Origin of the sequence: Enteractinococcus coprophilus (assembly GCF_006716305.1) — a bacterium.
GTDB lineage: Bacteria > Actinomycetota > Actinomycetes > Actinomycetales > Micrococcaceae > Yaniella > Yaniella coprophila.
The window spans coordinates 575,995-588,938 of sequence record NZ_VFOU01000001.1 but is presented as its reverse complement, the minus strand read 5'-3'; the positions used below and the strand labels follow the sequence as shown (position 1 = coordinate 588,938).

General features: G+C 58.6%; 12 protein-coding genes. 8 read left to right on the top strand and 4 right to left on the bottom strand.

Going from position 1 to position 12,944, the window contains the following annotated elements; translation table 11 throughout:
- Positions 1-3: 3 nt before the first annotated feature.
- The gene (locus FB556_RS02725) at positions 4-1,863 is read right to left on the bottom strand and encodes an ABC transporter ATP-binding protein (protein ID WP_141864519.1); all 1,860 of its coding nucleotides are present in this window, start codon (positions 1,861-1,863) and stop codon (positions 4-6) included.
- Between the two features lie 53 nt (positions 1,864-1,916).
- Between FB556_RS02725 and FB556_RS02720 the strand changes: the two genes are divergently transcribed.
- Positions 1,917-2,387 carry a MarR family winged helix-turn-helix transcriptional regulator gene (locus FB556_RS02720; RefSeq protein ID WP_141864517.1) on the top strand — a complete coding sequence of 157 codons (471 nt, stop codon included), beginning with the start codon at positions 1,917-1,919 and terminating at the stop codon, positions 2,385-2,387.
- Positions 2,388-2,439: 52 nt separating this feature from the next.
- Here the strand turns inward: FB556_RS02720 and FB556_RS02715 are convergent, their stop codons facing one another.
- A complete protein-coding gene (locus FB556_RS02715) occupies positions 2,440-3,447 on the bottom strand; it encodes an LLM class flavin-dependent oxidoreductase (protein ID WP_141864516.1) in 1,008 nt (335 codons plus the stop codon).
- Between the two features lie 196 nt (positions 3,448-3,643).
- On the opposite strand from FB556_RS02715, the gene FB556_RS02710 reads away from it, so the two are divergent.
- Genes FB556_RS02710 through FB556_RS02700 form a run of 3 tightly spaced genes read left to right on the top strand, consistent with a single transcriptional unit; the run spans position 3,644 to position 6,642 of the window.
- Positions 3,644-4,615 (top strand): Bug family tripartite tricarboxylate transporter substrate binding protein, encoded by a 972-nt coding sequence (locus tag FB556_RS02710; protein ID WP_170200337.1) that lies wholly within the window; start codon positions 3,644-3,646, stop codon positions 4,613-4,615.
- 9 nt (positions 4,616-4,624) lie between these two features.
- On the top strand, positions 4,625-5,110 hold the full coding sequence (locus FB556_RS02705; RefSeq protein ID WP_141864512.1) for a tripartite tricarboxylate transporter TctB family protein: 486 nt from the start codon (positions 4,625-4,627) through the stop codon (positions 5,108-5,110).
- The gene (locus FB556_RS02700; RefSeq protein WP_141864511.1) at positions 5,107-6,642 is read left to right on the top strand and encodes a tripartite tricarboxylate transporter permease; all 1,536 of its coding nucleotides are present in this window, start codon (positions 5,107-5,109) and stop codon (positions 6,640-6,642) included. The genes FB556_RS02705 and FB556_RS02700 overlap by 4 nt, the downstream gene beginning before the upstream one ends.
- Positions 6,643-6,804: 162 nt before the next feature.
- On the opposite strand, the gene FB556_RS02695 is transcribed toward FB556_RS02700, so the two are convergent.
- Positions 6,805-8,043, bottom strand: coding sequence for an acyl-CoA dehydrogenase family protein (locus FB556_RS02695; RefSeq protein WP_141864509.1), 1,239 nt, complete (start codon positions 8,041-8,043; stop codon positions 6,805-6,807).
- A gap of 180 nt (positions 8,044-8,223) precedes the next feature.
- On the opposite strand from FB556_RS02695, the gene FB556_RS02690 reads away from it, so the two are divergent.
- Both FB556_RS02690 and FB556_RS02685 read left to right on the top strand, forming a co-directional pair.
- Positions 8,224-9,423 (top strand): CaiB/BaiF CoA transferase family protein, encoded by a 1,200-nt coding sequence (locus FB556_RS02690; protein ID WP_141864507.1) that lies wholly within the window; start codon positions 8,224-8,226, stop codon positions 9,421-9,423.
- Between the two features lie 14 nt (positions 9,424-9,437).
- Positions 9,438-10,913: an APC family permease gene (locus FB556_RS02685; RefSeq protein WP_141864505.1), complete on the top strand. Its 1,476-nt coding sequence runs from the start codon at positions 9,438-9,440 to the stop codon at positions 10,911-10,913.
- A gap of 469 nt (positions 10,914-11,382) precedes the next feature.
- Here the strand turns inward: FB556_RS02685 and FB556_RS02675 are convergent, their stop codons facing one another.
- Positions 11,383-11,628, bottom strand: coding sequence for a hypothetical protein (locus FB556_RS02675; RefSeq protein WP_141864503.1), 246 nt, complete (start codon positions 11,626-11,628; stop codon positions 11,383-11,385).
- A gap of 501 nt (positions 11,629-12,129) precedes the next feature.
- On the opposite strand from FB556_RS02675, the gene FB556_RS02665 reads away from it, so the two are divergent.
- Together FB556_RS02665 and FB556_RS02660 are read left to right on the top strand one after the other, a co-directional pair.
- Positions 12,130-12,363, top strand: coding sequence for a FitA-like ribbon-helix-helix domain-containing protein (locus FB556_RS02665; protein WP_141864500.1), 234 nt, complete (start codon positions 12,130-12,132; stop codon positions 12,361-12,363).
- Complete coding sequence (locus FB556_RS02660) at positions 12,360-12,779, top strand: type II toxin-antitoxin system VapC family toxin (protein WP_141864499.1); 420 nt, start codon at positions 12,360-12,362, stop codon at positions 12,777-12,779. Before FB556_RS02665 ends, FB556_RS02660 begins: the two co-directional genes overlap by 4 nt.
- The last annotated feature ends 165 nt before the right edge of the window (positions 12,780-12,944 follow it).

Below are 12,944 nucleotides of genomic sequence, written 5' to 3'. Positions count from 1 at the left end.
GTGCTAGACGGCGCGACGGGCCGCCAGCGTTGCAAACGCCCCACCGGCCCGAAGTAGGTCATGGGACGCCCCGACTTCAATAATTCGACCGGCCTCGAGAACCACCACCGTGTCGGCGTTCATGACAGTCGAGAGTCGGTGCGCGATCATCATCGTGGTGCGATGTTCGGCCAGCTCATCGAGTGCTTGCTGCACATGAGCTTCGGTTGTGTTATCTAATGCTGACGTCGCCTCATCTAACACCAGAATTGGTGGGTTGCGCAGTAGCGTGCGAGCAATCGCTAAGCGCTGCTGCTCACCACCGGAGAAGCGGTGCCCGCGCGCCCCGACGAGCGTGTCCAGGCCCTGGGGGAGTTGCTGAATCGTTTCGGCAACCGCAGCATATTCCAGTGCGGCCCAGAGCTCGCCGTCATCGGCTTCGGGCTTGGCCAACAACAGGTTTTGTCGCACCGTATCGTGAATCAGATAGGTTTCTTGCGACACCACACCGACTAACGAAGCCAGGACTTCGGGATCAATATCTCGCACGTCAGTGCCATCAATCAGCACGCGTCCTGCCGTGGGATCATACAGCCGAGGTAGCAATGCTGCCAACGTGGATTTACCGGAACCGGTGGGCCCCACCACCGCGAGTGTAGAGCCCGCCGGGATTTCGAGATCAATACCGTCCAAGATGTTGCGCTCGGTCGCATCTGAGCTACTTGCATAGGTAAAGTCGACGTTCTCGAAGCGCACCGTGCCCGCTACTGTCGTCGGATCAATCTTGACCGGATCAGCCGGTGGCACGATTTCAGGTTTCAGGTCCAGGTATTCAAAGATCCGCGAGAAAAAGGCCATCGCGGTAACCCACTGGACGCCAACATCTAAGAGGCTCATCAACGGCCGGAAGATCTGGGCTTGCAGCGTTGTAAACGCTACGAGTGTTCCAATGGTCATCGCCTCCGAAGCCACGGGCAGCCCGGCCGTGAAGTAAATGATCGCCGGAATGGCGGCAAAGACGATCTGCATCGTGGCCATCCGCCAGCGACCCGCTAACTGACTGCGCATCTCGAGATCAATGAGTGCCTCGGAGCGCTCTTCGAATCGCTGGGCATCGCGCTGGGTGGTCCCCAGTGTTTTGGACAACCGCGCACCAGAAACCGACAGACCTTCTTCGACCTGCGTATGCAGCTGGGCTAACGCTTGTTGGCGTTCATCGGTGACCGCACGCCGAATAAACGCGACCTTCCGCGACAACCAGATCGCCGGCGGCAGTACGATCAGCGACAACAGCGTGAGTACAGGAGACAAAACGACCATTGCCGTCAGGGTTGCCACCACGGTCGTCAGGTTCGATGCGACACCCGTGGCCGTCGTCGTCACCACCTGTTGCATGCCCGAGATGTCGTTCATCAACCGGGATTGGACTTCGCCCGAACGTGTCGTGGTGAAAAAACTCATGGATTGGGCTTGCACGTGGGTAAACAGGCGCACGCGCAACGTATGCATGACCTTTTGGCCCATTTTGGTCGACATCCAGGTTTGCACGACGCCGATCAGCGCGGTGATCGCGGCGACGACGACCATGCCACCGGTCAGCAGTCCCAACAACCCGAGATTTTGTTGTGGCAGGGCCTCATCTAACACCCCGCGCAACAAAAATGGTTGGGCGAGGTTGACGACCGATGCCAGGCTAATGAGCGCTACGACCGTGATGATCGTAGTGCGGTGTGGCTTGAACAACCGGGCGATGCGCCGCAGGCTCACCGGATGCTGGGTCAACTGCGTGCGGTCTTTGGGGTTCAGCTTTGCCGGGCCACGCTGGCGGGTCGCACCACCGGGTTGCGTGCGTGTAGAAAGTTGTGGAGTAAGCGTCATATTCATGCTGAGGTTACCTCATCATGAGGTAACTGGTCAACGTGGGTTACAGTAGAACCATGTCCGAGGAACCAGCTCAGCCTGAACTTGCAGAACAACTGCACCGCATCAACCATCGCCTGCGACGTCGCTGGGGTTCCCAGCTTGCGCCACATGGGATGAGCCCGCATTACTATCGCGCGCTTGCCGCCATCGCGCATTCGCCACATGTAGAAGACGGCGGAGTGTCTGGGCTCAAGCTGCGTGACATTGCCGAACGGCTACGCATCGCGCCGCGCTCGGCCACCGAGGTGATCGACGGCCTTGAAGAACGCGGCCTGGTCCAGCGCGTGCCGCACCCGAAAGATCGGCGCGCGACGCTCGTCGTCATTACGGATGAAGGGCGCGCACTGCACGAAGAGTTACGGGTCGAGCGCCAGCGCTCAAGCAAAGAGTTCTTCGCCGTCCTGAATGAGGCCGATCGTGGCGAACTGAGCAGGCTGCTCGGTAAGCTCATCGATGCGCACCCGCGCCCGGAAAGAGACTCCTAACGTCTGGATTTCTGTGCAAACCCTGCTCGAGGTTGGGCGCCGTGTTGGGGGCTTAGTTTTCGATGCTCCAGCCCAGCGCTGGTGCGACTTGGGTGCCTAAGAGTTCCAGCGAGCGCATGGTGATTTCATGGCCCGGATCTAGGGAGTGGACTTGGAAGCTGACTTCGGTCGATGCGTTGGCGGCCTGATCTCCGGCTAGTTGCTCGGCAACTTCATCGACGGTGCCGAAGTAGGTGTTGGTGTAGCGCAGCAGATCGGCGTCGTTGAGATCATCAGCCGAGATTAGTTCGCCGTTGTTGCGCAGGTTGCGTTCGGCTAGCACCGCCACCCGGCTCCGCAAGTGTTGCAAAGCAGCGGAACGATTTTCTTCATCAATAACGACCGCAGTACGGGACGCGAGAATGCGCGGTGCCACGCCGTCGGCCAGTTGCTTGATGTACGTCTGGATGATCGGCATCTGCAGGTCTCCGACCAGTTCGCCCACTTCCGAGCCCGGCTGAATGCGCGAAAGCATCAGCCCATCACCGGCTTGTCCTGCGCGGGTGGCACCGTTGGCGGAAAAGGTTGCCTGCCACATGCGCTCATTGAGACCTTCGGCCAACGGTTGCAGCACCATCCCGGCTTGACCCAGCGGTTCTCCGGCCAGGGCGGCACGTAAGATCGGGAGCTTATCGTTGAAGAGCTCCCGAGCGTTGGTGTTGGCATACCCCAGTGCATCCAGGTTTTCAGCGCTGGCGCCCGGGGCGATACCAAATTCAAGCCGGCCCCCAGAAAGGATATCTACCACGGCGGCGTCCTCAGCGGTGCGCACCGGATTTTCGTGTGGCAGGGTGACCACAGCGGTGCCTAAGCGAATTCGTTGCGTGGCCTGTGCTGCCGCGCCCAGTAACGGCCACGGGGTGGGCAGCCCACCTTCATCCGCATTGAAGTGGTGTTGGGCAATCCAGGCGGTGGAAAAACCACACCGTTCAGCCTGCTGAATCTGCTGCAGAGCCCAATCGTAGCGTTGACTCGCGGTGCCGTCTTCGAGGAGCCGAGTAAAAAATCCAATGCGTGGCACGTGTCCAGCCGCCTTCCGTGTTCAAGATGCGCAGTATCGCTGAACATCTTCCCCGAGACGCGCCCAATAGGCAAAGCATTGTTACCTTGAGTTGCAGCTGCAAGTTAAATCGCGGGGTCAGCCGAATAGCATGAGCGGTTGCCCTAATACTTGGTTTTCTTATAACCGTTTTAGCCACACCGGAGGTTTGCCACCCATGAAGCTGACGACCGCACTGCGTGTCACTGGAGCATTGGCTGCAGCCGTATTGACACTGACTGCTTGCACCGCCGAAGGGAGCCAGGACGACGCCGCCTGGCCTGATTCCAACCTGGAGATGCTCATCGGCTTCGGCCCCGGGGGAACACCGGATCTGATCGGTCGTGGGGTCGGTGATCAATTGCAAAGTGAGCACGGCATTAATGTAACGGCGACCAACCGCACCGGTGGGGCCAGCACGATCGCCTTGAATGAAGCACTCAGCGCCGAAGCCGACGGCACGACCCTGGCCCTGGCGACGTCCAACGGTTTATTGTGGCAGCCCCTAGTTGAAGACGGCCTGACTTACGATCAGACCGAAGGCTACGAAGCACTGGCAAAAGTTGCTGAATCACCGTTTTCCTTGATGGTTGCCTCCGAGGGCGACTTTGACACCATGGAAGACTTCATTGATGAAGCCGACTCGGGCACCGAATTATCCATCGCCGTCACCGGTGAAGGCGCCCAAACTGACCTGACGGTCCAGTTACTCAATGAACAAAACGACTGGAATCTGCGCAGCGTGCCATATACCGACGGCGCTGGTGAAGGCATCCTAGCGGTCATGCGCGGCGAAGTTGATGCCCAAATCTCCACGACCGCCGGGGTCCAGGGACAGATCAACTCCGGCGACGTCAACATTCTGGCCGTCCTGGCTGATGATGCTGAACCCGAAAACCCTGATGCCCCAACCATAGATACCTTTGGTCTCGAGGTGCCCATGGGCACCAGCTTCTATGTCGTCAGTCCCGAGGGGTTGGATGAACAGCTGCGCGAAGAAATGATCACCGCCATGAATGAGCTCGTGGCATCCGAGGAATGGTCCGAAACCCTGGAAAGCCTCGGCCTACCGCAAGCCACACTGGATCATGAGGCGACGCAGGAAGAAATCTCCAATCTCATTGATGAATATGCTGTCCTTGAGCCATAACCGGACACCATGACACACCAGCAGCAACCCGAAAGCACCCCGCTACAAACGCCGCAGGTTGAGCAACGCTCAGCCACCACTGCCTGGCGCGTCGCCGGGGTCCTGGGGCTGCTCGTATCGGCAGTCGTCGCCTGGGTTTCCTGGACGAATTATGAACTAGGTACACTAGATCGGCCCGGCCCTGGCTTCTTTCCACTGCTGGTGGCGGGGTTGTTGGCTATCGCCTCGGTCATTGCCCTGGTTGAGGCCCGCGGTGCCACCTTCGGGTATGAACCCATTGCCTGGCGACGCTTCGGGCTCGCGGCCGCAGTCATCTTGGGCGGTGCCGTGACGCTGCCGATCTTCGGATTCCTGCCGGTCGCTCTGGTGGGTACCATCGCACTGGCCATCATGATTGAGGGGAAATTCCACTGGAAGATCCCGGTCACCATGACGGCGATAGTTTTTGGCATCTGGTTTGTTTTTGAGCGCCTTTTAGGGATTGGACTGCCATGAATCCTTGGGAAGGTTTACTGTACGGACTTAGCGTTGCATTCACCGTTGAACACCTGATTGCCGCACTCGTGGGAGCATTACTGGGCACCATTATGGGGCTGATACCCGGTATCGGTCCGGTGTCCGGTGCCGCTATCTTACTGCCGCTGACCTATGTCTTTGACCCACTGACAGGCATGATCGTGATCGCCGGGATGTTTTACGGGATCATGTACGGCGGCTCGACGACGTCGGTGCTGCTGAATATTCCCGGAGATGCGCCCTCGGTGGTCTCAGCATTCGAAGGTTATCCGCTGGCCCGTTCAGGACGCGCTGGGCCGGCATTGGGGATCACCGCGATTGCATCATTCATCGGGGGCACCGGCAGTGTGATCGTACTGAGCATGGTGGCAGCCCCCGTGGCCCAGGTGGCGGTAGTCTTTGGATCCGCCGAATACTTTGCGCTGACTCTGGGTGGACTGTTGGTGCTTGCCCGGATCATGGGTGGGTCCCTGACCGCCGGGCTGTTGCCGTTAGCCTTTGGCCTGTTGCTGGGTGTACTGGGTGAAGACGCGATCAGCGGTCAGGCGAGATTTACCTTTGGCGTCCGCGAAGCCACTCAGGGCGTCAGTATCGTCGCCCTGGCGGTTGGCCTGTTTGGGCTCACCGAAATCCTGCGCATCATCATCCAACGGGGCTCCACTCCGCGCGTCGACTCCTTGCGGTGGCGTGAATTGATCCCGTCAAAATCGGATATGCGCAATTCGGTGGGCAGCTGGTTTCGCGGCAGCGGGATCGGCTTTGCGCTGGGATTATTACCCGGACCAAGTATCTCGTTGTCCACGCTGTTGAGTTATCGCTTGGAGTCCATGGTCGGACGTGATCGAGAAAAATTTGGCAAAGGTGCGGTCTCGGGGCTGGCCGGACCTGAATCGGCCAATAATGCTGCTGCGACGTCATCGATGATCCCGCTGCTCGCGCTGGGGCTGCCATTCTCAGCGACCCTTGCGGTCATGTTGGTGGCGATGCAAGTCCACGGGATCCAGCCCGGGCCGCAACTGGTCACCACGAATCCGGATTTATTCTGGGGCCTGATTGCCTCCCTGCTGATCGGCAACGTGATGCTGCTGCTCTTGAACGTGAACCTGATCCGCGTCTGGGTTGCGGTGCTGCGAGTGCCCAATTGGGTGCTCTTACCCGCGGTGGTAGCGGTGTGCTGGGCCGGGGTGTACACGTTCCGAATGAGCTGGTATGACCTTCTCGTCGCGGCAACTCTTGGCGTCATCGGTTTCTTCATGCTGCGCTACAACTTCCAGCTGGTACCCGTGCTGCTGGGCACCCTGATCGGACCGCTCGTGGAGCGACACTTCCGTCAGGGTATTACCGCAGCTAACGGCGACCTGACCTACTTCGTTACCCAGCCGATTGCCGCTGGCATTTGGATTGCTGTTGCGCTGATTGTGGTCGCGCTACCGATTGTGCGCTGGTGGTTGGGACGTCGTCGGCAGGCCACAATTGTCACGACCGCCAACGAACGCCACCCATCCGTTTAGCGCGACAGACCCCAACCGCCAGTGCTAACGCCGACGCCACGGTCACAACCCAGATCCGAAGACGATTCGATGATGCCGCAGCGGCGCGCATAGGTTTTTACCCTTTGGTTCAGCATAAAGAGAAGACCGGCGCGGCACACGGTGCCCGCCGGTCTTCTGAGCTTAGCTAAACGCAGCTTCACCAGTCAGCTTCTGCCCGACGATCAGCGTGTGAACCTCGTCAGTACCTTCATAGGTGCGCACGGATTCCAGGTTATTTGCGTGACGCAGCGGCGAGTAGTCACCGGTGATCCCATTGCCACCCAGAATGGTCCGGCATTCGCGGGCGATCTCAATGGAGACCCGCACGTTATCGAGTTTGGCCATCGAAATCTGGTGCAGCTCCATGGTCCCGGCATCGTTAGCGCGCCCCAACTGTAGCGCCATGAGCTGGCCCTTATTCAGGGCGATAGTCATGTCAGCCAGTTTCTTTTGGGTCAGCTGGTAGGCGGTCAGGGGTTTGCCGAACTGCATGCGGGTCGATGCGTATTCCAGCGCGTCTTTGATGGAATCGCGTGCCGCGCCCAGCGCACCCCAAGCGATGCCGTAGCGCGCTTCATTGAGGCATAGGAACGGGCCGCGCAAACCGGGGTTGTGCGGCAGAATTGCATCAACCGGTACCCGGGCATCGTCCAGGGCGATATCGCACTGCAGGGAGGCGCGCATCGACAGTTTCTGTTCGATCGCTTCGGCGCGGAAGCCAGCGGTTTCGGTTGGCACAATGAACCCGCGGACCACCATCTCATCGTCGGGGCGGGTATCGCCGTCGGGGTGCACACCGGCCGCTTTGGCATCAGCAACGGAGACTTTGGCCCAGATGATCGCGACCTGGGCGACGGTTGCCAGGCCGATCCAGCGCTTGGCGCCATTGAGCACCCATTCGCCATTCACCAGTTTGGCGTGGGTGGCCATCGACGACGGATCCGAGCCCGCGGTCGGTTCGGTCAGCCCGAAGCACCCGATGATCTCACCGGTTGCCATCTTGGGCAGCCAGGTCTGTTTTTGTTCCTCGGAGCCGTTCTTGGCGATCGCCGTCATCGCCAACGAGCCCTGCACGGAAATTACGGTGCGCAGCCCGGAGTCGCCAGCTTCCATTTCCTGCATCGCAATCCCGTATTCCACCGCCGAGCGGCCGCCACAACCGTAGCCGTCGATGTGCATGCCAAACAGCCCCAGTTCGGCCATTTCTGGGATAAGTTCCATCGGCAGGTGAGCATCATCGAACCACTGGGCGATATTTGGGCGCACCCGGCGGTCGACGAACTCGGCAACCTTGTCGCGGACTTCGAGTTCTGCATCGGTCAGCATGGACGCGATATTGAACAGATCGGTTTTCGAATTGCGTAGTTGAGTCTTCGACATGCATACTCCCGGGATCAAACGGCTGCGGGGCCTGTGTGGTTGGTTGTGATGGCATTCACCGTAGCGAACAGGCGGGCACCCAGCAACAACTTGACCGCATCATTGCAGACTTCGACGCCGATCAATACGTTTTGAACATCGATCTTGCATTGGACCGTCCGCCCGCCCACCATTGGACCTATGACTATGACACTAGGTTCTTCATCTCACGGTGTGCTCGACGGCATTGTCGTCGCAGATTTCTCGCGCGTGCTCGCCGGCCCGTATGCGACCATGCTCCTGGCCGATATGGGCGCGACCGTCATTAAGGTCGAGTCCCCGGCGGGCGATGACACCCGTGCCTGGCAGCCGCCGGTCCGGGACGATCAGGCGACCTATTTCTTATCCGTCAACCGCAATAAACACGCGATCGCACTGGATTTGAAGGACGACGACGACCTGGCCAGGGCCCACAAGTTGTTGGCTAAGGCCGATGTGTTCATCGAGAACTGGAAACCCGGTGGGCTAGAAAAATTCGGGATGGACCCGGCCACGGTTGCCGAGCGCTACCCGCACCTGGTGCACGCTTCGATCACCGGTTTCGGTACTAAGGGTGGGGCGCATCTGCCCGGATATGACCTGCTTGCCCAGGCCGCCTCCGGGCTGATGGACATCACCGGCGAACCCGAATCACACGGTCAGAAAGCCGGGGTCGCGATTTTCGACGTCGTCACCGGCCTGCACGCCACCGTTGGAATTCTTGGCGCCCTGCAGGAACGCCAGCGCAGTGGCAAGGGGCAACACATTGCGGTGAATCTGATGTCGTCAGCGCTGTCGGGACTCGTCAATCAGACCTCCGCCTATGTGGCCGGCGGCGTGGTGCCGACGCGCATGGGCAACGACCATCCCTCACTTGCGCCCTACGGGCCGTTTGCGGCAGCCGACCAGCCACTGATTATCGCAGTCGGCAATGACGGCCAATTCCGCAGGCTCGCCGAAGCACTCGGTGCACCGGAGCTCGCTGATGACGAGCGCTATGCCACCAACCCGGCGCGCAACGCTCATCGCGAGCAACTACGCACCGAGCTCGAAACCCATCTGCGCCACAAGACCGCCTCCGAGTGGGTGGAGGAACTGCGCGAGGTGCAGATCCCGTGCTCAGAAGTCTTCACGATCGCCCAGGGTGTCGAGTTCGCCCAAGACATCGGGCTGGAACCCGTCCAACCCGCTGGAGCCGAACAAGTGCCAACCGTGAAACACCCGATCGACTACTCGCGCAGCACAGTCGCCTACGACAAAGCGCCACCGCAACTCAATGAGGATGCCGATGCCATCCTGGCCTGGCTTGATTCGCCGAACACGGGCACCGTGAGCCCGCCCATCTCCGAAGCTGCCTACTAAGAGGGAACCCCACCATGACCAAAGCAGTGAACCAGCAGACCGAGCAGATCTCGTTAGCCAAGACCCTGTCGAATAAAGACGTGCTGGCCCTCGGATTCGGCGCCATGATCGGCTTCGGGTGGGTGGTGCTGACAAAGGGTTGGCTGCTCGACGCCGGGCCGGGTGGCGCCTCCCTGGCCTTCCTGGTCGGCGGCATCATCATGGCGTTCGTCGGGCTCGTCTACGCCGAGCTGACCTCCGCGATGCCGAAAGCCGGAGGCGCGCATAACTTCATTTTGCGCGCTCGCGGACCGCACGGCGCATTTATTGGGTCCTGGGGATTCATCGGCGGATACGTCACCATCATCGCTTTTGAAGCAGTGGCGGTGCCCAACACCATCGAATACATCTGGCCTAACATTAACCACGTGCCGTTCTGGACGATCGCTGGATTTGAAGTCCACCTCACCTGGGCGTTAATCGGAGTAGTCACCGCCATTGTGCTGACCTGGATCAACATTCGAGGCACCAAAGTCGCGGGCATGGTCCAGACGTTTGTCGTCCTCTTTCTGCTCTTGGTCGGCATCATGTTAATCACCGGTGCATTTACCGGCGGAGAAGCCCGCAACCTGGAACCGTTATTTACCCCGGGAGTCACCGGTTTCTTCGCCGTGATGATTGCCGTACCGTTTTTGTTTGTTGGTTTCGACGTCATCCCACAGTCTGCGGAAGAGGCCAACGTACCACCGAGGCAAGTCGGCCGGCTCGTGGTTATTTCTGTCATCATGGCGACCCTGTGGTACATCATGGTTATTTTTGCCAGTGTGCTCGGCCTGAGCGGTGAACAGTTGGTGAATTCGCATCTGGCGACTGCTGATGCGGTGTTCAACATGTTCAATTCCCAAGCGGCCGCTAATATTCTGATCGCCGGGGGACTGGCTGGCATCCTGACCACCTGGAACTCGCTGCTGATTGGCGCCTCCCGGATGATCTATGCGCTGTCCCGGACCGGTATGTTGCCCAAGCGGCTGGCGAAACTGCATCCGGTCTATAAAACTCCGGTCAATGCGTTGTTAATGCTGGGCGCTATCTCTGCCGTGGCACCATTTTTCGGATCGGCAATGCTGGATTGGTTGGTTGAATCTGGGTCACCGATGATCGTGATTACCTATATGCTCGTGTCGGTTTCGTTTGTGATTCTGCGGCGTCGCGAGCCGCAGATGCCACGGCCATTGCGTGTCGGCGGTAAGGGTCGCGGGGGAGAGCTCATCGGGTGGTTTGCGATCATCTTGACGATCGCGCTGCTCATCCAGTATCTGCCCGGTATGCCCGCTCAGCTGAGCTGGCAACCGTGGGTTATCTTCTTGGCCTGGTGGGTCGCAGGAGCCTTCTTCTACTACCGACTACCACGGGGAATTCGTGCAGGAGAAGACGTTGAAGAACGCCTTATCAGAGCCGTACAAGAACGAGAACGGCAACGTATTACATCGGCCCGAGTCGAAAAACATTGATATATCGGGACTCAAAAGATCAGGACGAGGTGACAATTATTCACTCGCGAAAGTTGATCGAACCTCGTGCGCTGTCGTCAGTATCTCATGGACCATCCTCAGCCCGCGATGCTTTAGCCAAGTCTTCGGCACTTACAGTGCCTGTATAATCCGCACACGGTGATCGCCTAGAACATACTCAACAGTGAGCGCCCCGTCACGGCTTTGAGGTGTCTTCTCATGCCGATTCGCTCAGCGAGTTGAGCCGCAGTGAATCCGACTTGTTCACGCAGCTCGCGGAGAAGGTAGGCGCGAACCTCTGCGAGCATACATGACTTGTGCTTCTCGATGGTTTCGCGGTCCACAGGGTGCTTGCCAGGAAGTCTTCATAACGCAGTGCCATTTCGGTTAGCTTCCTTTCATCCTGGTTGGTACGGACTGAATGGTCAGGGATGCCTGGCGGAAACCGTGCAATATGAGGTGCGCCGTTTTAGTCGCGCCCAAAGCGCTGGTAAGCGGCTTGCCGAGTAGTCTCGAGCGCTGCGCCAATTATAGTCCAGGAGTCTCCAGCTGCTCTGGCTTCGGCTACCGCTTTATGAAGGTCAGCTTCGGCCTGGGCGACTTTTGCGCGGGCGGCACGAATGTTCCGGAAGTGCGTTGCGTCCCTGGCCGGGGTAGTCGCAGGGTCAAGAGAACCCAGACCGTTGAGGTCGTTTGCGTGTATCTTAGAGCTCATGTTTATCACCTCAGATAGTCGTAGAATTTTGGACGTAGAGCATCTCCGTGGATGATTCGTAGGGGAGTCTGCGCTGGCACAGCCACCACTTCCATCAAATTGCCCGATCGATCAGGGCCTATCACCAATAGACGGTCCTCGCCGTGGTACTCATATTCAACAAGTCGTAAAGCGTTGTCATAAGCATGGAGAATATCTGCTTTGCTGTATCCATGTTTAAGCGCGCTTTGCAAAACTTCCACACTGTAAACATAACATTTACAGGCGCTAGAAGTTAAGTGCGATTTGTTGGCTGAGGGTCTATAGTTCGTCTATCAGAAACAAGCCTATGACTCCTGATATCACCGCATACTCATGCAGGTTGCCGACGGAGTTGGGTATTGCTCATGGATGAGGAGCTGGTATGAGCTGCAATCCCAGGTCGTCGTCAGAAGCAGGGCTGCTTGTCGACGAACTCGCAGAGACTTTATATCATTAGTGCCATCAACGCGAGGTGCCTTGATGTCATCAATTATTGTTCGCGGACTTGACCCGTCTGTGAAACGTCAACTGGCGGTACAGGCTAAAGAACACGGGCGGTCGCTGGAAGCCGAGGTGTGGGACATCCTTACCCGCGCTGCAACACGCCCGCATATAGGCCTTGCATTGGCGCAGGCCGCTCGCGAAGTCGGCGGTGTTGACGATCTGCAGATTCCCGAACGGACTGATCCAGCACGAAGTGTGGATTTTGAATGATTGTTTCCGATACGAATGTAATTCCGGAGATATTCCGTCCGCGTCCTGACCCGCAAGTGCTCTCATGGCTTGAGTTGCTCACGGATGATGTTGCCATCACGACCATCACGCTGGCTGAGTTGCTGGCCGGAGTTCAGCGTTTACCGGATGGCGGGCGAAAGACGCAGCTGGAAGCTGCAGTCAATGCGGCGGTTGGACCGTATCGCCACACCCAGTCCATTCTCGCCTTCGACTCCGATGCTGCGACTGAATATGCGAATGTGATCGCGGGACGCGAGCGTGAGGGCCGGCCGGTAAGCATGGCGGATGCGCAGATCGCAGCGATCTGCCGAGTGCACGGAGCAATCTGTGCAACCCGCAACACGAAAAATTTCACCGGAACAGGCATCGGAAGCGTCAACCCATGGACTGCCTAAAGTCCTCGTCGTGAGAATATGTGAGATAGCTAGCTTGGAAACTTTATGAAGAGTTGGTTCGAAGTGGGTGTTTAAGCGGGTAGAGCTGCTCCCGATCAGCAGCGGACTCTATGACCGTGGTCGCCTATTGAAGACTGTGCCGTCCCGTCTATGGTGAATTTCAAA